Here is a 20453-nt window from a genome sequence, read left to right as displayed (position 1 = left end):
TGAATCTACAAGTGTCTGGTCAGAACGCTGCGCCCAGTTCTATCGCCGCGCCCATCTCAGTATCGCTAACAAGTCCCGCTAACTCCAGATGTGCGCCAAATGGCGACACGCCCAAGCCGAAGGTGAACTGAGTCGTCTCTTCGATGCCCGCGTTGTTGTCGTTGCTGGCCAGGTTCTGGCGTACACCGCCGCGCAGCTGAACATAGCGGAAGACGTCAAACTCGGCGCCCAGCGCCAGCCACTGAGTGTCGTCGCCGTAGCCGAAGGCTTTGTTCTTGGTCAGGTCCACTTCGGCGGTCAGCACGTGCATGCTGCCCTGGTGGGCGATACCGGCCGTTACAGTGGGCTCGAGCTCAAAGGTTCGACCGCTGTTGGATTTCAGATCCATCGGGATCAGGTTACGCACGGCCAGACCCGCCGTCCAGTTCTGCTCGCTACCGAAGGCGTAGGCTGCACCCAGGTCAACGTTGAAGCCGCTATCGTCGGTCTGGTACTCGTCCGCGTCAAAGTCATCATCTTCGAAGTCGCTGACATCCTGTCGGTATTCAAACGTGCGCAGCTGAACGTACTTGGGGGAAACGCCAACTGACAGGGTGCGGTTGTCTGCTACTTCAAATGCATGAGCGATACTGATACCGACTTCACCGACGGCTGCGGCGATGATGGTGCCGTCTGACGTCAACTGGTCGCCAATATCATTGACGGTACCGGCTGTTACGGCGTCGTTTTCAATCTGGTCCAGAATCAGCAGGTCGCTGTCGCTGACATTGCCCCGGGTTGTGGCGCGCACAGAGGCGTCGGCAAATACACCTACTGAAAAATGCTCCAGTGGCAGTGCGATGCTGAAGCCCAGACCTGCGTCAGCCCGGGCTGTATCCTGATTCAGTTCTCGAAGCTGGCTCTCGAGCACGCCCGCGCCTTGCTGCACGCCTGGAATATTATTGTTACTCGCGCTTTCGTTGATGCGGTCTATGGTGTCTTGAATGGCGTCAATCTGGTCGAGCACTTCCTCATCATCAGCGAAGCGGGCATTGACTGAAGGGAAAATAACGCCAAAGTCGTCAGCCCATTCGTGATGCGTAGCAGCCATCATCGCCGGGTTGGAAGTGTTTGCCGAAGCAGGATGCGCAACCGCCACGCCGGTGCCGCCCATGGCAAATGATCGGGCAGTGGTGAAGGCCTGAGGGCCGGCAAAGGTTTGTGTGGTGACCAGTCCGAGGCTGACAGCCAGGGCGAGGCGGGATAGTCGCATGAGAGTCTTTCTCCAGTTCAACGTACGTTTTCTCAAGGATTTTGTCTGTTGGAAAATATAGGGGAGTGGCGCCCGGGCAACTACTGGCGTGGAGTTACGTTGTGTGGGGGCATTGTTAATCGTTTGTAAAACAATGACATTTGTCGGCCACCGCGGCAGGACCAAAGGCGGTATGTTTTTGCCGCCCGGTGATGCCGATAAAAAGGGGTGAATGGGAATATCGCAATAACTATCAGTGCCTTGTGTATTGTGGCGTGATTTTTTCATGGGTCTGTGAAAATCAACGATGACATACCGAAACTGTCGGGGAACTTTCATCATGAAGTATCTGGGAATTGGCCTGCTGGCCTCTGTTCTTGCCCTGTCGGGCTGCGCAAGCTCCGGTCAGGATCAGCAAAGTGCCCGAGAAAACAGGCCTGAACCGATTGTTGTGCGCGTCAGTGGCTTTGGCACTTATGAAAACGCCAGCGCTGACCGGCTGGATACACGCAAGCGACTGCTCGCGCGGCGGGCTTCCAAACTGGATGCCTATCGTAACCTGGCGGAAAGGGTATACGGCACAGTGATTTACGGAAGCTCGACGGTGAATGATTTCGTTCTTCGAAACGATATGTTCCGGACCTATGTCGATAGCTATATTCGTGGCGCCAAACTGGTGGCGGTTAACGAGCACAGTGATGGGGTGATTGAGTCGGTTATGGAGCTCAAGCTTGAGCCGCGGTTCCGTGAATGTGTGGCAAAGCATGATGATGCCGACGTGCGGAGTGCCTGTGCGATACCGATGCCGCGAACCAACGACAGCCAGGGCGACATCCAAAGCAAGAATGTCGATTCCCTTTACTATCTGGAGTGATATTGATGGCGGTGGCAAAGCGTTGGCTTGGCGGATGTCTGGTGTGGATATGTGTGTGCTTTGCTGGCACAGCATCTGCTGAGTGGGTGCAGGGCACAGGTCAGGCAGTTATCGTCGGCGACGATATTCAGGCGGCGCGAGATGACGCGCGAACCTCGGCGTTGCGCGATGCGGCACTGCAATATGAAGCGACCATCAACAGTCAGGACACCATGGAAAATGGTGTACTCACTGACTCGCGACTGACTGTTGCGTCAAGGGCGCGCGCAAAGCAGGTTCGCATCCTCGAAGAGCAACGTCGCGGCAATATCCTCCGGCTGACAATTGAGGCGGACATGTCTGTCGCCCAACACTGCGAAGCGCGGGATGCAGCGCGCATGCGCAAGCGTGTGGCGATTACGGGATTCCCGGTTTTGCACCCGGAGCAGACCAGTGTGGGTGAAATCGGCGATGCCGGCGAAGTCTTGCCGGAAAAACTCAGGCAGCGAGTGGTTGCAGATGGCGGCATGGAAGTGCTGAGTGCCTCGCGGTTACAGATGTTTCCCGAGCCATTGAATGCACCTACCAGCCAGCGCTTTGATAACAGCCTGACCAATATCATCGAACTGGCACGAGAGCTTGATGCCCAGTTTGTGGTGACCGGTGTTATTCGCGATTTGAGTCTGTCGGATCCCCGCGCATGGGGGGCGTCAGTGACCGATCGCATGAAGCGCAGCATGGGGATGACCAACCGCAACCGGGAATTTGTTGCCGACCTGATGGTTTATGACGGCTTCAGCGGATCACCGGTTTACCGGCAGCGATTCACGGCAACAGGTGAATGGGATGTGGATTCGACGGAGGTTACGGGTTTTGGCTCGGCGGCTTTCCGACAGTCAGGCTATGGTCAAGCGGTGGGTGAAGCGCTGGACAAGATGGGGCAGGCGATCCAGAGCGCGATTGCCTGCCAGCCGTTCATTACACGGATCACTCGGGTTGACGGTCAGGCAGTTTATCTGGCGTCTGGCGCCACTTCAGGGTTAAGGCCTGGGGATGAGCTTCAGTTGTATCGCAGTTTCCGTTTCTTTGATGCCCCGGATGCGACGCCGGAACTACGGGATGCCAAAGCCACCATGACCGTTAATAATGTTCATCCCGATTTCAGTAATGGCCTGATTATGACTGAAGGTGGGCAGCTGAATTTGCAGCGGGATGATATTGCTATCATGTGGTAGGGCTGGATGCCCCGGTCCCCGAAACCAAAAAACCCGGATTGATCATCCGGGCTTTTTGTTGGGTGCGCGCTGGAAGTCTCAGCTACTGGGTGGCTTCCTGCGCGGCCAGTTCACGGATCTTGCCGACCATTGAACGCAGGCCATTGCCACGGGTAGGAGAGATGTGGCGGAAAAGATCAAGCTTCTCGAACAGTTCGTCTATATCGACTGTGAGCAACTCCCTCGGTTTACGAGCGTTCAGCGCGATCAGGATAATGGCGGCAAGGCCTCGAACGATCATGGCATCGCTGTCGATCAGCAGGAACAGCCGGCCAGAATCCGCGTCCTGATAGTGGATCAGCCATACCTGGCTCTGGCAGCCATGCACGTAATTGTCTTCGATTTTCTGCTCTTCCGGAAACGCCGGCAACTGCTTGCCGAGGTCGATGATATAGGCGTAACGCTCTTCCCAGTCATCCAGGAACTCAAAGGCATCGTTTACATCATCGAGCGTGATTTTCTGGCCGAGCGGATTGTCGAGAAACTGCTGGGAAGCGATCATATCAGATTCAGAATTCGTTAGTGAATGAATGGCGCGTTACATCATGCCCAGTTCGAGCTTGGCTTCGTCAGTGAGCATGTCGTTGTTCCACGGCGGATCAAAGGTCAGTTCCACGTTGACCTTGTCGACGTTAGGCACGTGCTCAACCTTGCGTCTGACGTCCTCGGTGATCACAGGCCCCATGCCGCAGCCGGCTGCTGTCAGGGTCATCACGATATTAACCTGATTGCCTTCTTCTGTGCCTTGCACGACTTCGCACGAGTAGATGAGGCCAAGATCGACCACGTTGACCGGGATTTCCGGATCATAGCAGCTGCGCATGGCTTCCCATACTTGATGGTCGTTGACCGACCCGTCTTCCGGGGTGTCAAAGCTGCTTTCAGGCGGCGTTTTGCCGAGGGCATCTGCGTCGTGGCCTTCAATGCGCGCGAGGTTGCCATTGACGGCGACGGAGAAGGTGCCGCCAAGTGACTGGGTAATGGTCACAAAGGTATCGGCCGGCACCATGATCTCGGTTCCGGAGGGCACAAGGCGTGCCTCTACTTCGCGCTTGGTCAGGACAACTTCGCGTTCTTGCATGTTCGGACTGCCTCGCCTTTCAATCAGTGTTGCTTCGTTCCCGGACTATCCCCGTTGCGCTTCAATACGCTGTAAGCGGTTCAGGCAATTGAGAAGCTCTCGCCGCAACCGCACTCGGCCGTCGCGTTAGGGTTACGGAAGTGGAACATCGAATTCAGCCCTTCGCGGATGAAATCGATTTCCGTGCCATTCACTACCGGCAGGTGTTTGCGCTCAACGTAGACATCGACGTTGTCGATAGTGAAAACCGCGTCATCGTCGAGTTGTTCGGTGACCCACTCGGTTTCGTACATAAAGCCAGAGCATCCGCTCTTGCGCACGGCCAGACGAATACCCTGGGCATCCGGCTTCTTTGCCAACTGTTTGCGGACGTGGTCGACCGCTGCCGGTGTCATGGTGACGCCAACGCTCGGTGTAAAGGTTTCTGCCGTCATTGATTCGCCCCCTTTCAGTATGGTGATTGATACCTGAACGCCGGTTCAGTCGGCAAACAGGCGCTGAATTTTCTGGAGCGCGGCAAACAGCTGCTCCACTTCATCCAGCGTATTGTAAAACGCGAACGATGCCCTGGCTGTACCGGGCACACTGAAAAAATCCATCAGCGGCATGGCGCAGTGATGGCCGGTGCGAATGGCAATGCCTTGCTGATCCAGCAGTGTGCCTATATCACTGGGGTGCAAACCCTCAATTTTAAAGGACATCACCGGTACTTTATTCGCGGCAGTGCCGATGACCTGCATGCCGGGTACGGTTTCCACCAGCTTGTTGGCGTGCTGTAACAGCGCCTGTTCTGCCGTTTCAACGGCTTTGCGGTCAAGGCTCTCGAGATAGTTGATCGCCGCGCCAAGCCCCACCGCTTCAGCGATGGCCGGTGTGCCGGCTTCAAATTTGTAAGGCAGGGTGTTCCAGGTGGTCTTTTCGAACGACACCCGCTCAATCATCTCGCCACCGCCCTGATAGGGAGGCATGGCTTCCAGTAGCTCCTCGCGGCCGTAAAGTACGCCAATGCCTGTGGGGCCAAACAGCTTGTGGCCGGAGAAAGCGTAAAAATCGCAGCCGAGTGCCTGCACGTCAGGCTTGAAATGCGGCACCGCCTGAGCACCGTCAATGACGGTAATCACGCCTTTGTCGCGGGCCTTGCGGATCAGTTTTTCGATCGGATTGATGGTGCCCAGCGCGTTGGATACGTGAGTTAGCGCCAGCACTCGTGTTTTTTCGCCGAGCAGGATGTCGAAAGCTGCAAGATCCAGTTCACCCTCAGGCGTAATCGGAATCGGGCGGATGACAGCGCCGGTGCGTTCGGCAATCATCTGCCAGGGCACGATATTGGCGTGATGCTCCATCTGGCTGACCAGAATCTCGTCGCCTTCAGATAGTTGACCTGCCAGACCGTTAGCCACCAGGTTGATCGCTTCGGTTGTACCGCGGGTCCAGATGATTTCCCGGGTGCTGCGGGCGTTCACAAACTGGCGAACAGTGTCGCGCGCACCCTCGAACGCCGCAGTGGCGCGATCGCCCAGCGTATGGGCGCCACGGTGCACGTTGGAATGCATCTGACGGTAGTAACGGTCCATGGCATCAAGCACCTGCACCGGTTTCTGGGCAGACGCACCGTTGTCGAGATACACCAAGGGCTTGCCGTTGACCGTCTCGGACAGTATCGGGAAGTCTTTGCGAATGGCCTCGACGTTGAGTGCTTTTTTGCCCGCAGCGAGATCGGTCATCGTCAATCAGGCTCCTTTAAAGGTCTGCTCGATAAACTGATTCAGTCGTGCCTGCACGGTTTCCCGAACGGCCTCGACCGGAATCTGGGCAATCAGTTCGTTGATGAATGCCATGCTGAGCAGGGTATTGGCTTCTCGCCGGTCGATACCCCGGGATACCAGATAGAACAGGGCTGATTCATCAAGCCGACCGATGGTTGCGCCGTGGGCACACTTAACATCGTCAGCGTAGATTTCCAGCTCGGGTTTGGTGTCGATCTCCGCGCCAGTGGACAGCAACAGGTTCTTGTTGCTCATGTTGGCGTTGGATTTCTGGGCATCCTTGTGAATATGAATCCGGCCGTTAAAAATGGCGTGGGATTCGTCTGCTGCAATATTGCGATAGGTTTCTTCGCTGTTGCAGTGCGGCGCCACATGCTCAATGGTCGTGTGGTTATCGTAATGTTGCTTGCCCTGAGTCACGGCGACGCCGTTCAGGCGGCATTCTGCACCAGCCGCTTCCAGCCGTACCTGCAGGTCATGCCGGCGCAGCGGGCCACCGAAGCCCACGCAGTGGCTGTCAAAGCGGGCGTTAGCCAACAAGCGAGCACCGGTTGCGCCGATATGCTGGGTGTTGGTGCCTTCCAGTGACAGCCGCACGCTGGTGATATTCGCGCCGTCGGCAAGACTGAACTCGCTGACTGTGTTAACCAGTGCCGGCTCAGTACCGGTGGACATGTATTCTTCAACCAGTGTCATCTGGCTGTTGGTGCCCGCTTCGACGTAAATGCGCGGGTACACCGAACCGGTGGCATGCGCATCAGTTTCGCAGATGACAAATAAAGGCTTTTCCATCACGGCGTTGGGTTTCAGACGGATAAAGAGACCGTCTTCAAAGCGCGCCGTATTCAGCCGTGACATCTGGACGGCGTTGCTGTCCAGCGTGTTATCAAGACGCTCGGCCAATTGCTGGGCTGCGATATCATCAAGATCGGCAAAGCTCAGAATCTCGATACCGTCGATATCGGGGAAATCGCTGGCTTCCGGCACGACAACACCGTTATGGATCACCACGTGATAGCCATCGAATGCCAGTGCCGGGCCTGCTTTGCGCCCAGAGGGGAGGGCCGATGCCATGGCGTCTGACAACTGCAGGTACCGGCTGGAGTATTTCCAGTTTTCGGTTCGGCGAGTCGGTAGTGGCATATCAACCAGTGCCTTGCCGCGCTGTGCCCGCAAAGTCTGGAGTGGCGATGGCAGGTTGCTGCCAGCGGCTTCCAGGAAATCTGCGTTCAGGGTTGGGGCTGCTTTCGTCATAACCATACCTTAGCTGGCCTCGACTTCGTCTTTGATGCCCAACCAGCCATAACCGCGCTCTTCCAGTTCCAGCGCCAGTTCCCGTCCACCTGATTTGACGATCTTGCCGCCGGCCAGGACGTGAACATAATCAGGCACGATGTGGTTCAGCAGGCGCTGGTAGTGGGTCACCATCAACACGGCGCGTTCAGGAGAGCGCAGAGCATTGACGCCATCGGATACGACTTTCAATGCATCGATATCGAGGCCGGAATCGGTTTCATCGAGAATCGCAATCCGCGGCTCAAGCATCAGCGCCTGCATGATTTCGTTGCGTTTTTTCTCGCCACCGGAGAAGCCTTCGTTGACGCCGCGCTTCAGGAATTCCGGATCAAGATCGACCTGCTTTGAGGTTTCCTTCGCCAGCTTCATGAACTCGACAGCACTCAGCTCTTCCTTGCCGCGATGGGTGCGCATGGCGTTGACCGCAGTGCGCAGGAATTGCATGTTGCTGACGCCCGGAATCTCGACCGGGTACTGGAATGCGAGGAAAATGCCTTCACGGGCACGCTCTTCTGTGGCCAGTTCAAGCAGGTTGTTGCCATCCAGCAGCACCTCACCGTCGGTGACCTCGTAGGCTTCGTTGCCAGCCAGAATGGCGGACAGCGTGCTTTTGCCCGAGCCATTGGGGCCCATAATGGCGTGAACTTCACCCGGTTTGATGTCCAGGTTGATGCCTTTGAGGATTTCCTTGCCTTCGACGGAGGCGTGCAGGTTACGAATGCTCAGCATGGATGTCGTTCTCTCTCGTCTTGATCTGTACGTTGGTTCAACGAATGTTGTATGACGGGGTCAGTGCCGCTTTAGCCGACCGACCCTTCAAGGCTGACTTCCAGCAGCTTGCCGGCTTCAACCGCAAACTCCATCGGCAGTTCCTTGAACACCTCTTTACAGAAGCCGTTTACTATCATGGACACCGCCTGTTCCGGATCAATGCCGCGCTGGCGGCAGAGGAACATTTGCTCGTCGCTGACCTTGGATGTGGTGGCTTCGTGCTCAACAATCGCGCCTTTGTTCTTGCTCTCGATATACGGGAACGTGTGGGCGCCGCACTGATCGCCAATCAACAGGGAATCACACTGGGTGAAGTTACGCGCGCCTTCTGCTCCGGGGCCGAACTTGACCAACCCCCGATAGGCGTTGCTGCTGCGGCCGGCGGAGATGCCCTTCGAGATAATTGTGCTGGACGTGTTTTTGCCCAGGTGAATCATCTTGGTGCCGGTATCGGCCTGCTGGTAATTGTTGGTCAGTGCCACCGAGTAAAACTCGCCCACGCTGTTTTCGCCCCGCAGGACACAGCTGGGGTATTTCCAGGTGATGGCTGAACCGGTTTCAACCTGGGTCCATGAAATCTTCGAGTTTTTGCCGATGCAGGCACCGCGTTTGGTGACGAAGTTGTAGATGCCGCCCTTGCCGTTTTCATCACCGGGGTACCAGTTCTGAACGGTGGAATATTTGATCTGGGCATCGTCCAGTGCCACCAGCTCGACGACGGCTGCGTGCAACTGGTTTTCGTCCCGCATTGGGGCGGTGCAGCCTTCGAGGTAGCTGACATAGCTGCTGTCTTCAGCAATGATCAGGGTACGTTCGAACTGGCCGGTGTTGGCCGCATTGATCCGGAAGTAAGTGGACAGCTCCATCGGGCAGCGAACGCCCTTTGGAATAAAGACGAACGAGCCGTCAGAGAAGACTGCCGAATTCAATGCTGCAAAGTAGTTGTCGCCGGCCGGCACGACGCTGCCGAGATACTTCTTCACCAGTTCCGGATATTTATGAACCGCTTCGGAAATCGGGCAGAAAATTACACCTGCCTTGGCGAGAGGCTCTTTGAATGTGGTGGCGACCGATACTGAATCGAACACAGCATCGACTGCGACGCCTGCGAGCGCGGCACGTTCATGCAGAGGGATGCCCAGCTTTTCATAGGTACGCAGCAATTCCGGATCAACATCATCCAGACTCTGGGGCATATCCTCTTTGCGTTTGGGCGCAGAGTAGTAGGCGATATTCTGGTAATCGACTTTCGGAAAGTCGACATGCGCCCACTCCGGCTCTTCCATTTCAAGCCAGCGACGGTAGGCTTTGAGGCGCCATTCGAGCATGAACTCGGGCTCTTGCTTGATCGCTGATAGGCGCCGGATCACATCTTCATTCAGGCCGGGCTCAAAGGTGTCGGCTTCGATATCGGTGACGAACCCGTGTTCGTACTCCCGCTTGATCAGCTCGTTCACCTGCTTGTCGGTGTTCGCCATGATCGTTGCTCCGTCTCTCTCTTGGGCAGGCCCGTGGCCGGGCTCTGTTTGATAAAGGCGCTGCGATAATCTGTTATGCCAGCGCTGTAGATGCTGTGCCCCGGGCTAAGTTGCTGCCCTGATTGGCTTTTGAGCGTTGTAAATCATCCGTAGCCGTTGAGTTTACGGCCCGGTTACAACCCTGAAGATTCTTATTGGAGGGGCTTCTGGAGGAAGATTGTACAATATCAGAGTAAATTAGTCAGGTATTATTTGGTGCGGCAAATACCTGTAAACGTGACCTGAAATCACCCGGCCAACATCGTGCCATTACTCTGCAAAAGCCCGGTCACGGCGCATTATAACGCAGCTCAGTGGTTCGCGTCAGTGCCGGCCCGGGCGCTTTAGGGATTACTGGCGTTATCAGGGACTATAGGGGCGATACAGGGATTCAATATCGGTTGTGTAGCTGACTCCGACCAACTTCCAGCCCTGTGTTGCCTGATAGAAGGTGAATTCCCAGGCGATAGCGGCTTCAGCGAATTTCTGCAGCCAGACCTCCCGATAGAAGTCGTCTTCGATCTTCTCCCTGGCGACCCGTGTTTTGCCCACCGGTTTGCCGGCACGATCAAACACTTTTCTGAAGTAGGTGTGCGCCTCGGCAGCCGAGGCATCGAAGGCTTCTCTGGGAACGCCGAGATAGGGCGCGAGGTCTTTGTAAGCCCTGCTGATATCGCCGGAGGCAGCGGTCGCCATGAACTGCTCGGTGGCGTCAGACATGGCCGTGGCAGAGGGCAGTGATTCGGCTGCGGATGTGCTCAGTGATACCAAGCAAAGCAGAAACATGGCTATGGCCAGGTTAATACGCATGCGTTGTTTTCCTACTGGTCGCTGGGGGCAGGGTTCGCTATCGTTTACAGGATTCTATTCCAATCCCGGTCGACTGGCTGTGATCCAGTCTGTCCCCTGCACAGGTTGCGCTCGTCTTGATAAGTGTTGTGTTGTCGCTGTTTACCAAGTTGTTACCGCTTTATGTCACTGTAGCGCTGGGCTGGATAGCCGGTCGCTACCTTGAGGCCAGTGGCCGGCATATCGCCGGCATTATGCTGTATATCGTCACCCCATCGGTGATCTTTTCCGGTGTCATGGCCGCTCCGCTGTCGATTGAAGTGTTGATGCTGCCGGTTGTGGTGTTCCTGTTTTGCGTGGTGGTCAGCCTGCTGTTGCAAGCCGTGTCGCGTCGCTGGCTCCATGATGGCAGCGCCAACATTATTCCGCTGGCGGTGGGAACGGGTAACACCGGCTACTTCGGGATTCCGGTTGCGCTGTTGCTGTTTGGTCAGGAAGGTTTGGGTTTGTACATCGTGTGCATGCTCGGCACGACGTTGTTTGAAAACTCCGTGGGTTTTTATCTGGCAGGGAGGGGGCGTTCGTCCGCCCGGGAATGCCTGATCCGGGTTGCGCGATTGCCTGCGCTGTATGCGTTTTTGCTGGCGGTAGTGCTGAATCTGAGTGGCGTCGTTATTCCGACTATTTTTGCGCCTCTGTTCGATAATCTGCGCGGTGCCTACAGTATTTTCGGGATGATGATTATCGGCATGAGCATCCTTTCTTTTCGCGGGCTGGCGGGCAATATCCGCTTTACTGCAATCGCATTCTTCGGGAAATTCGTTGTCTGGCCGGCATCGGCGCTGGTGTTCTGGTGGGCCGACAGTCACTGGTTCGGGTTCTATAACGATGCGGTTTATCGGGCGATTTTCCTTGTTTCAGTAACGCCCCTCGCGGCCAATACCGTTGTTATCGCCACGTTACTGGATGAGTCGCCACGCCAGGCCGCAGGCACTACGCTGTTAAGTACATTGTTTGCGCTGATCTATATTCCGGTAATGGTCGCATTGTTCCTGTAGATAGACGGAGAGTGACGTCGAGAGGTCCGAGGCCTCACACCCGCAAAGTTTTGATACTGCGGTCAGACCACAGCAATTGGAGACGTTAAATGGGATTCAGGCTGGGTGTATTTGCCTGTCTGATATTGCTGGCCGCTGAGGCGAGCGCTGCCTTTCGTTGCGGTACGTCGCTGGTCGATGAGGGTGACTGGCCGGTCGAGGTCCGCGAACGCTGCGGTGAACCGGACTATGTGGCGGAGTATCCACAGGCGGTGCTTCCGGGACTGGGTATCATTAATACGATCGAACACTGGTACTACAACCCGGGTCCAGGGCGCTTTATCCGCCGCCTGGAATTTCGGGATGGTCGGCTCCACCGTGAAGACACCATGGGCTACGGTTTTCCTCCCGGGGCACCGGGCCCCTGCAAGCCTCGCTTGTTACGGGAAGGTCTGAGTGAGTTCGAGGTGGCGGCCCGGTGCGGCGAACCGCTTTCCAGGCGGGTGACCTGGTATGCGCCTCCGGATCACCGCCCGAGGGATAACGCCGTCCAGGCCACCTACCCGGTTGAAGAGTGGCTCTATGGTTTTGGTAGCACTGAGTTCCGCCGCGTGGTGACGCTCCGTAACGGGCGGGTGATCGAGGTGAAAACGGCGGACAAGCCACAGTAAGTTACATGCTTCAGGTCATAGGAAGGAGTGCGAATGATGGCTTCTGAAAGTTCGCTCCCGGTGCCGGCTGCGCTGTTGTTCGATTGGCACGGCACCCTTGTTGACACCCATGACGCTATGTTCAGCGCGATGGAAGAGATGCTGCCGCAGCTGGAGGATCTCGGGCTGGTCGAACGGCTGCTCCCCGAAGCTGAGTGCAATACCGCCGATGATGCCCGGCTGGTTCGCTACATCCGCATCTTCAGGCGTCTTCATCCGCAGATTCTGGCGGAGCGGCGGGTGTCCCGCACGGATATTTTTAACGCCATTTTCGGTCAGGATACCGCGGCCAAAACCATTGCCCATGAGGCCTACAATCGTTGTTACCGGAAGTACTTCGGGCAGGTGAAGCCGTTTCAGGATGGTATCTACGAGTATCTGCAGGCCTGCCGCGCCCTGGGGATTCGACTGGTTGTGGCCACTAACCGCAATCGGGAGTTTCTTGAGCGGGAACTGACGATTGTTGATGGGGGGCGCTGGCAGGATCTGTTTGACGGCACGGTTTGCGCCGATGATGTGGTTCATTACAAGCCGGACCCGGAAGTGCTGCTGCGAGCTGCGCAAACGGTAGGTGTGCCCGTCGATGCGGCGGTCTGGTACGTTGGCGACAGCTATATCGACATGGTCACCGCTAACGCATCGGGCGTGACGCCGGTGTTTTATAACGGCTCGGGCTGGGAGCTTCACCGAATCGAGAGCTGGTTCCGCAAGGAAAGCAGGCCAAACCTGATTCTGGACAGTTTTGAAGCACTGATGGATGCGCTTGCGTCTTTTCCCGCTGATACCTTTGCTGCTCGGGTAGATGAGGTGCGTCCGACGGCCTTCCCGCCGCCGGAAATTCCCGAACCCCGCCAGGAAGCCGATTGGCACCCTGCAGTGGCCAAGCTGATTCGCCCGCAGGTGATTCTGTTCGACTGGCACGCCACGCTGGTGGACACGCTGGATGCGATGTATCACGCAGTGGACGACATGCTGCCGGAATTTCATGCGCTGGGATTGATGAGCCGGATGGTAATGCCGGAAGACAGCAAAACCCCGGAGGATGCACGGTTGGTGGCGTACGTCCGGGAGTTTGCCCAGCTCCACCCGAAAGTGAAGGCTGACCGCAAGATATCGCGAACGGATATTTTTGAAGTGCTGTTCGGAGAAGACGAGCCAGCCAAGCAGATTGCCCATAGCGCGTTCAACCGCCATTACCGAAATCACTACGGCACGGTGAAGGCTTTCGAACCGAAGGTGAGTCAGATGCTGTCAGGCCTGCGCAATCTGGGGATTGAGGTCGGCGTGATCACCAACCGCGACCGTGAATTCTTTGAACATGAGCTGGCAGCAGTTGAAGGCTCTGGGTGGCAACACCTGTTTGACACTGAGGTTTGCGGTGACGACACGCCATTGCGAAAGCCCCATCCGGACCAACTGATTCTTGCGGCCGAAAATCTCCATTATCCTGTCGGCCCCAGCGTCTGGTATGTCGGTGACAGCACCACCGACATGATCGCGGCTAAACGGGCAGGCATGACGGCAGTTTTCTTTAACGGCGCCCAGTGGGATTTGCCCTGGTTGCACACCATCTTTCCGGGTACGCATCGCCATCCCCACAAGCCGGATGTTGTGGTAAATGACTTCTCTGAATTTTGGGCGCTGGTGCTGGCCTGCGAAGTTGGCCCTCCCTGACAAGGCATATCGGGCCAAGGATTGAATGCCGTTTCAGTCGTCTCGGATGAGAGGCTGTTCATTTTTAAAGACTTTCCCGCCGGCGCTATAACCGCCTTGTTTTTAGTGTCATTCGGTCTAATTTCTCCCATTGATGCAACACAGTGTCACGTCTAGGTTTTAGCGTGGGCTGGAGATGCAGGGAGCTGCTAACTCCGACGCCCTCACAAGTGGATCTCCATAACAATAATGAGGGAGGGATGACTGTGAAAAACAGCATCGCAATGAAAGTGCTGATACTGACCCTGGGTATGTCGTTGTCGGGGGCAGCGTTTGCGGAATTGGGAGACTATGGTTTTTGGCGGACACTGGTGAATCTTACCAGCCCTCCAAAGGCCGACAATCCGGTAACGGAGGCCCAGCGTCAGGGGGACTATCCGTTGCAGGCAAACTCTGCGGGCTTCAATGATGGCTTTAGCCCGGGCAAGTACTACGAATGGCAGACTGTGAAGTTGTCGGCCGAAACCGGGGCTGTCTGTGGCAACGGATCGGAGTACAAATTCTTCGTCAACCGCGTGCCCAACACCAGCAACACGGTTGTCTATATGGAAGGTGGCGGCGCCTGCTGGGATTATGAAAGTTGTTCGGGCCAGACCGGTATTCGCGGGGCGCGCAATCCGGATGGTATTCCGGATGATTACATGAATATTGCCAACCCCAGTGCCAGCCTGGTCAGCCCGTTTGTGGTGCGGCTCAACCCCTTGTCTTCGGTGAAAACCCAGAACTGGAATATGGTCTATATCCCCTATTGCACGGGCGACATCTATTCCGGTGACCGCGTCGCGGTTTATGACGATCCGACAGGCGATGCGCCGCCATTGGTGTGGCATCACAATGGCCTGCGGAACAACCGCGCGGTGGTGTCGTGGGTCAAGGATCATTTGCAACGGCCCAAGCAAATGCTGGCCACCGGGTGCAGCGCAGGTGGTATTGGTAGCCTGACCAACTATCAGCCCATGAGGCGGGATATAGCGCCGACCCGGGGTTTTCTGATCGACGACTCCGGCCCCGCATTCCAGGCGCCGCTGGATGGTGACCCCGCCCAGTATCCTTCGGTGCCCTTGCAGACGCTGATTCGCGATGCCTGGGGGCTTGATGAAGCGTCCGGCCCGCTGGCGTACCTGAAGTCCGGCATGCCGCTGCTGGACCTGAACGATCTCGGCACACTCTACACTGCGCTGGCGACCGCTTTACCTTCAGACAGGATGGGCCATACCCATTTCTGGCAGGATCTGAACTTCTCGGCCTATTCCTATGAACGGTTCTATGACGATATCCAGAATGCACCGAGTGAAGCAGCCAAAGAACAGTTGCTGCATGATCGCTGGCATGTGGATACCGACCGGCTGTTGAGCCAGTTATCCAACCTCGACAACTTCGGCTACTTCATGCCCTGGTACCGGGGTGTGAACGAAAGTCACTGTTCGACCATTATCGAGTTTGCCAACTCGGATATTCAGGAAGCCGGTCTGGAAATGGATGACTTCATCGACAATGTGCTGAATGGCAGCGGGGCTGTGATGCAGGCGTCTGAAACTGACCAGCAGGCAGACTACAACAAGCCATTCAACGCGTTTTACTGGCTGTTGGGGCAGGTTCTGTAGGCATAAGGTCTGATTACCGGATGGCAGGGCAGAGAGCTCAGGGTTCTCTGTTCTGCCTTTCGGCTTCAATTCTTGCTTCCATCAGGCGTTCACGCAGGTAGTCGTTTCGGCTTTTGTCTTCAGGAATGGTCTCAAGCGCCATGACTTCATTTACGATGCGCGTCTCTGTGGCTTTGTAGGCATCAAATTCCGGCTTTGGCTGGACTCGCCAGGCGGCTTGTTTTTTTTCGGCATCTGCCTCGTACTGCGCCATTAAGCGGTCGATGGCGTCCTGCTGTTCTGCTGCATCAGCTGTGCTTGCTTTTACAAGTGCGACCCGCACGATCAGCCCCTCATTGGCGCTGACTTCCCCTGCTTTTTCATAGCCAGACAATGTTGTTTCCAGCTCTGAGGCCTGGGTCTTTCTTGCTTGCGGATCGAGTGATTCTGCCGAGGCAACAAAATCATTCAGGCGTTGCTGAAACTCAAGACGCTGGCTGAGCTGAATGGTTTTGGGGTTATTCAATAGGTCGATTTGTTCGCGGGTCAGTGGCTCGCCTGTTTTCGAATCTGAAACACCGGCGATCGTGCTCTGCGCCGGCATGGGGGTAGGTTGGGATGCTTTTTCCTGCTGAACGGATGTCGCTGTTGACGTGGTGTGCGGAAGTGCGTTGGCAAGCCAGAGGGCGCCAGCGCCGACGGCAAGGCCAATCCCCAGTGTGCAGATGATGACACCTTGTTTCATGCGGAGTCCCTCGCGTTTTTTTGTTGTATTGCCAAGGATGGATCGTGTTGTTACTGCTCCAGTCTAGCGCAATATGCGGGAATAACATGATGATGCATCACGATTTATTGAAGCCCCCGGCATATTCCATTGGCGGGAGCGATGGCGACGCATAAGCGGCGCCATCATGGTGTCGGCCAGTCATTGATCGACGGATCTGGCGGCTACGCCTGCTTTGTAGTCATTCCACCAAGCTTGAGTCGCAGACGGTCTGGCAGCGAGAAGTGGGCAATCCGTTTGAGTACTGTTCGATACTGACTGCCAAAGCTGCCGGTATTGTAGTTGAGACCGTACTTGTGGCAGATCGCTTCCACCTGCGGTGCAATCTCGGGATATCGATGAGCCGGAAGATCAGGGAACACGTGATGCTCAATCTGATGGCTCAGGTGACCGCTCAGAATATGTACCCACTTGCTGCCAGTAAAATTACTGGAACCCAGTAGCTGCCGGTAGTACCAGTGGCCGCGACTCTCGTTCTCGATGGACGCCTCGCTGAAGGTTTCCGCATCTTCGGTGAAGTGACCGCAGAAAATGACGGTCGACGTCCACAGGTTGCGAATCAGGTTCGCCGAGATGTTCCCTGCCAGCACGATAGGAGCCACCGGGAAAGTGATCAGCGGGAAAAAAACATAATCCTTGAACGCCTGGCGTCCGCCTTTGCGGAAGAAGCCTTTCAGAAAGTCGCGCTTGTCTGTCAGGCCAATTTCCCTGCGACGAATGCGTTCGCTTTCCAGTTCATGCAGTCCCACGCCCCACTGGAAGAACACGGTCAGCAGAATGTAGTTGATGAACTGAAGGGAGTGACCAGGGTGCCACTTCGAGTCATCACTCAGGCGCAGCAGGGCATAGCCATAGTCCCGATCCTTGCCGATCACATTGGTATAGGTGTGGTGCTCGTAGTTGTGAGTCTGGCGCCAGGATTCGCTGGTGCACACAGTGTCCCATTCGTAGGTCTGGGATTGCAGCGACGGATCATTCATCCAGTCGTACTGGCCGTGCATTACGTTGTGGCCGATTTCCATATTCTCGATGATCTTGGCGAGACCCAACGAAGCAACGGCAGCTGCAAACACTGGCGGTATGAAACCGAACGGCATCATTACACGGCCACCAATTTCCAGCCCCCGGTGAAGGCGAATAATGCGGCGAATGTATTTTGCGTCCCGCTCGCCCAGGTCTGCGCGGACGGAATCGCGAATGGCATCAAGGTCTGCGGCAAGCGAGTCGAGTTGTTGCTGGTTCAGTTTTGCAGTCATAGCGTGTTCCTCCGGGCGCGCGGCGGATGACCGGTTGCCCATGTTGTCTGGTAGCTGCGCTTGAGGCCCTTGTTTCGAGCTCATAGCGTTTGCGTGTTATCGATAGTGAGCGGTCGTTAAATGTCGATAGAGACCGGACCCTGTGGCACAGAAATACAGAGCTGAATGGTTTCTTCTCCCGGCCCCGAGGCTTTGCCGGTGAGTCGGTTAATTACGGTGCCTTCGGTCTTTTTGCAGCTGCACTGATGGCAGATGCCCATGCGGCAGCCATAAGCCGGCGTCAGATCTGCGGCTTCCGCAATTTCAAGTAGCGGTGCGTCGCCGTCGGACTCAACATTCACGCTGCTACGGGTAAAGGTGATGGCACCACCGAGCGGCGTGTCCAGCGGCACCGATGTGGGGGCGCTGAAGAAGGTCTTGTTGATCTGATCGTCGCGAAGACCAAAGGGTGCTAGTAACTCATCTATCCGATCCATCAAGCCTTTGGGGCCGCACAGGTAAACCTGCCGCTCACTCAGCTCCGGTACGTTTTTGAAGTGAGACGGGTTTATGTGTTGGCTTTCGTCACCCACTTCGGTGTGGAAGATGCTGACGGTCAGCGCCGGCCAGTTGGCGGCGAGAGAATTCAGTATTTCTGCACCAATCACGTCAGCCTCGGTGCGCACGTAATAGAGCAATGACACCGGAGCAGCGTATGGGCTATCTGCAAGCGTTGCCAGGTGGCTGAGTACCGGTGTGATGCCGCTGCCGCCCGCGATGTAAAGCAAGGGTGACGGGCCGGCCGGCAAGTCGAAATCGCCGAAGGCCTCACTGATACCGATGGTGGCGCCGGCTTGAAGGTGATCGTGCATCCAGTTCGTAATACGACCGCCCGGCGCTCGCTTTATCGTCAGCGTGATGGTGCCATCCGTTCGCCATTGGGCGGGCGTGCTGGAAACGGTAAAGGTGCGGTGGTGGCGCACGCCGTCAGAGTCAACGATGATGTTGATGTGTTGCCCCGCCCGAAATCCATGCCAGCGCGACGAAGGCTGAAGCAGGAAGGTGCGGGTATCGGGAGTCTCGTCAATGACAGACTCAATTCGAGCGGCTACAAAGCCTTGCGCCCACATCGGGTTGATCATCGTCAGCAGCGGATCAAAAAATCCGGCAGGGTCATTCCGGTTGAACAGTTGTTTCCCGAGCCAACGCAACGGGGAGCTTTTTTCGATAGTCGACAGCATAAAACGCCTCCGGCGTCTGTGGGTTTGGGGTGAGCACTTGCTGCGGACAATATGATGTTCTTGGCGCAGGTGTTGTGTACAAGTGTTCACTTAATGTGAACGACTGTACACATTGGTGCTAATGACTGTCAATTGTCTGATTTAAACAAAATAATGCTCTTATAATTGATTGAATTAATTAAAAATGTTTTGTTGTTTCATGTATTTATTTACTCTTTTTTAGCGCGCGCCAGAGTGTTGTGGCCCGAAATGACAGGTATTGTTTCCGATAGAATTCGCATTTGTGTACACTTGTTGTTCGTTCGGGTGCCGGCATTCACAGGCACTGACACCAATACAAAGAAGAGCTCATGGCAGATAAGCAGCGGCGCAAGCCGGGAGAAACGCGAGACAGGTTGATGGCAGCGGCGTTGGCGCTAGTGGGGCGAGGGCGCCACTTTGCCAGTCTGGGGATTCGGGAGGTCACACGGGAGGCGGGTGTGGTGCCAACGTCCTTCTACAGACACTTCCGCAATATGGATGATCTCGGGCTTCAGCTGGTTGATCAGCTGGGGCTAGTGCTGCGCAAGATGATGCGTGAGGCCCGGGCTAACGTCCTCCAGGCAGATAAGCTGATAGAAGAGTCCGTGGCGATTTACATCAGTCATGTGGAGGCGAATCGCAGCTTTTTCTTTTTCATGGCACAGGGCCTGGCGGGAGAGAGTCGCGCGGTACAGGACGGTATTCGTAGCGAGATGCGGTTCTTTGCCAGTGAACTCGCCAATGACCTTCGGCGCATGCGCCTTGCCGATCACCTCAGTGACAGTGATCTCGAGTTGACTTCAGATCTGGTGGTTCGCAGCGTGGCGTTCACCCTGACGGATCTGCTGGGTGTATCCGCTGACGACGAATTCCAGATCAACCAGATCCGCACGCGCACGACCCGCTTCCTGCAGCTGATATTCGTCGGCGCTGCCCACTGGAACAGTCGAGCACAAGAGGGGCAAGTGTGAAGCATTGGCAGCGTTTTGCGGGAACACTGGTTGCATTGGCGACCGTTGCGGCCTGGATGTTGTTTTCGGATCTCGATCAAAAACCCGACAATGACGACCAACAGCAGCGTTCGGCGATGTTTTCCGGAATTCTGGACGATCTTTCCAAAAGTTGGGGGATGGCTGAATTAAAGTCAATAATGCAGCCGCGGGCATTGGCTGGTGGTGAGGCGGCCTACCGCGACATGCTCGAAAGTGCCTCGGCATTGGGGCGGTTTGTCGGGTGTGAGCGTTTGCAGCTGGGGGATTTTGCTTCAAGCGCTCTGGATCAGCCGCCGTTCGATCGATTGGATGTTGACAGGGTTTATCAGGGCAATGGTGAGTGCGCGTTTGAGAAGGGCTCAGCCTATGTTCTGGTCGGGTACCTGCCAGGCGCATCGTCCCGTCCACTGGTTTTGCTGGAGGTGGATCGGGTGCGCTTGTATGACCGCTAGCCCTGTTCCGCATTGATGACCGGGCTGCGCGCTGCAGGCCTTCAGGGTCGGCCATAAAAAAAGCCCCGGCTCTTGCGGGGGCTTTCGGTTATATCATCCGAGAGTAT

Annotated in this window: 20 protein-coding genes; 8 read left to right on the top strand and 12 right to left on the bottom strand. The window is 56.1% G+C overall.

The genetic code is table 11. The features are described from left to right. Positions 1-19 precede the first annotated feature (19 nt). Positions 20-1252: a conjugal transfer protein TraF gene (gene traF, locus ACUN9X_RS17450; RefSeq protein ID WP_445473881.1), complete on the bottom strand. Its 1233-nt coding sequence runs from the start codon at positions 1250-1252 to the stop codon at positions 20-22. Positions 1253-1571: 319 nt separating this feature from the next. Between traF and ACUN9X_RS17445 the strand changes: the two genes are divergently transcribed. After that, positions 1572-2105, top strand: coding sequence for an LPP20 family lipoprotein (locus ACUN9X_RS17445; protein ID WP_445473880.1), 534 nt, complete (start codon positions 1572-1574; stop codon positions 2103-2105). Between the two features lie 5 nt (positions 2106-2110). Beyond that, positions 2111-3319, top strand: coding sequence for a flagellar assembly protein T N-terminal domain-containing protein (locus ACUN9X_RS17440; RefSeq protein ID WP_445473879.1), 1209 nt, complete (start codon positions 2111-2113; stop codon positions 3317-3319). Between the two features lie 82 nt (positions 3320-3401). Here ACUN9X_RS17440 and ACUN9X_RS17435 read toward each other — a convergent pair whose 3' ends face one another. The 8 genes from ACUN9X_RS17435 to ACUN9X_RS17400 all read right to left on the bottom strand — a co-directional run bounded on the left by ACUN9X_RS17435 (position 3402) and on the right by ACUN9X_RS17400 (position 10599). Further along, on the bottom strand, positions 3402-3860 hold the full coding sequence (locus ACUN9X_RS17435) for a SufE family protein (RefSeq protein ID WP_445473878.1): 459 nt from the start codon (positions 3858-3860) through the stop codon (positions 3402-3404). A 36-nt stretch (positions 3861-3896) separates the two neighbouring features. Beyond that, positions 3897-4439: a putative Fe-S cluster assembly protein SufT gene (sufT, locus tag ACUN9X_RS17430; RefSeq protein ID WP_260038056.1), complete on the bottom strand. Its 543-nt coding sequence runs from the start codon at positions 4437-4439 to the stop codon at positions 3897-3899. A gap of 80 nt (positions 4440-4519) precedes the next feature. Beyond that, positions 4520-4873 (bottom strand): HesB/IscA family protein, encoded by a 354-nt coding sequence (locus ACUN9X_RS17425; protein ID WP_260038055.1) that lies wholly within the window; start codon positions 4871-4873, stop codon positions 4520-4522. A gap of 45 nt (positions 4874-4918) precedes the next feature. Then, positions 4919-6163, bottom strand: a complete 1245-nt coding sequence (locus tag ACUN9X_RS17420; RefSeq protein ID WP_445473877.1) for an aminotransferase class V-fold PLP-dependent enzyme — start codon at positions 6161-6163, stop codon at positions 4919-4921. Between the two features lie 6 nt (positions 6164-6169). After that, positions 6170-7459 (bottom strand): Fe-S cluster assembly protein SufD, encoded by a 1290-nt coding sequence (gene sufD, locus ACUN9X_RS17415; RefSeq protein ID WP_445473876.1) that lies wholly within the window; start codon positions 7457-7459, stop codon positions 6170-6172. A 9-nt stretch (positions 7460-7468) separates the two neighbouring features. After that, complete coding sequence (sufC, locus tag ACUN9X_RS17410; protein ID WP_260038052.1) at positions 7469-8230, bottom strand: Fe-S cluster assembly ATPase SufC; 762 nt, start codon at positions 8228-8230, stop codon at positions 7469-7471. A 71-nt stretch (positions 8231-8301) separates the two neighbouring features. Further along, entirely contained in the window at positions 8302-9750 is a 1449-nt protein-coding gene (gene sufB / locus ACUN9X_RS17405; RefSeq protein WP_260038051.1) for a Fe-S cluster assembly protein SufB, read from the bottom strand. Positions 9751-10152: 402 nt separating this feature from the next. Then, a complete protein-coding gene (locus tag ACUN9X_RS17400; protein ID WP_260038050.1) occupies positions 10153-10599 on the bottom strand; it encodes a hypothetical protein in 447 nt (148 codons plus the stop codon). Positions 10600-10718: 119 nt separating this feature from the next. Between ACUN9X_RS17400 and ACUN9X_RS17395 the strand changes: the two genes are divergently transcribed. The 4 genes from ACUN9X_RS17395 (at position 10719) to ACUN9X_RS17380 (ending at position 15642) form a co-directional block, all read left to right on the top strand. Further along, entirely contained in the window at positions 10719-11636 is a 918-nt protein-coding gene (locus ACUN9X_RS17395) for an AEC family transporter (protein WP_260038244.1), read from the top strand. An 89-nt stretch (positions 11637-11725) separates the two neighbouring features. Then, positions 11726-12286: a DUF2845 domain-containing protein gene (locus ACUN9X_RS17390; RefSeq protein ID WP_260038049.1), complete on the top strand. Its 561-nt coding sequence runs from the start codon at positions 11726-11728 to the stop codon at positions 12284-12286. 33 nt (positions 12287-12319) lie between these two features. Then, complete coding sequence (locus ACUN9X_RS17385) at positions 12320-13999, top strand: HAD family hydrolase (RefSeq protein WP_260038048.1); 1680 nt, start codon at positions 12320-12322, stop codon at positions 13997-13999. Positions 14000-14238: 239 nt separating this feature from the next. After that, positions 14239-15642: a pectin acetylesterase-family hydrolase gene (locus tag ACUN9X_RS17380; RefSeq protein WP_445473875.1), complete on the top strand. Its 1404-nt coding sequence runs from the start codon at positions 14239-14241 to the stop codon at positions 15640-15642. Positions 15643-15679: 37 nt separating this feature from the next. Here the strand turns inward: ACUN9X_RS17380 and ACUN9X_RS17375 are convergent, their stop codons facing one another. From ACUN9X_RS17375 to ACUN9X_RS17365, 3 genes are all read right to left on the bottom strand, one after another. After that, positions 15680-16366, bottom strand: a complete 687-nt coding sequence (locus tag ACUN9X_RS17375; protein WP_445473874.1) for a hypothetical protein — start codon at positions 16364-16366, stop codon at positions 15680-15682. A gap of 203 nt (positions 16367-16569) precedes the next feature. Then, on the bottom strand, positions 16570-17661 hold the full coding sequence (locus ACUN9X_RS17370; RefSeq protein ID WP_445473873.1) for a fatty acid desaturase family protein: 1092 nt from the start codon (positions 17659-17661) through the stop codon (positions 16570-16572). A 116-nt stretch (positions 17662-17777) separates the two neighbouring features. After that, positions 17778-18881, bottom strand: a complete 1104-nt coding sequence (locus tag ACUN9X_RS17365; RefSeq protein ID WP_445473872.1) for a ferredoxin reductase — start codon at positions 18879-18881, stop codon at positions 17778-17780. 350 nt (positions 18882-19231) lie between these two features. On the opposite strand from ACUN9X_RS17365, the gene ACUN9X_RS17360 reads away from it, so the two are divergent. Beyond that, on the top strand, positions 19232-19873 hold the full coding sequence (locus ACUN9X_RS17360; protein ID WP_260038041.1) for a TetR family transcriptional regulator: 642 nt from the start codon (positions 19232-19234) through the stop codon (positions 19871-19873). Then, positions 19870-20346: a hypothetical protein gene (locus ACUN9X_RS17355; protein ID WP_260038040.1), complete on the top strand. Its 477-nt coding sequence runs from the start codon at positions 19870-19872 to the stop codon at positions 20344-20346. The genes ACUN9X_RS17360 and ACUN9X_RS17355 overlap by 4 nt, the downstream gene beginning before the upstream one ends. The last annotated feature ends 107 nt before the right edge of the window (positions 20347-20453 follow it).

The sequence above is a fragment of the Marinobacter sp. V032 genome, from assembly GCF_052645435.1.
The sequence above is the reverse complement of the archived record's forward strand: the minus strand, read 5'-3'. Positions and strand labels throughout refer to the sequence as shown.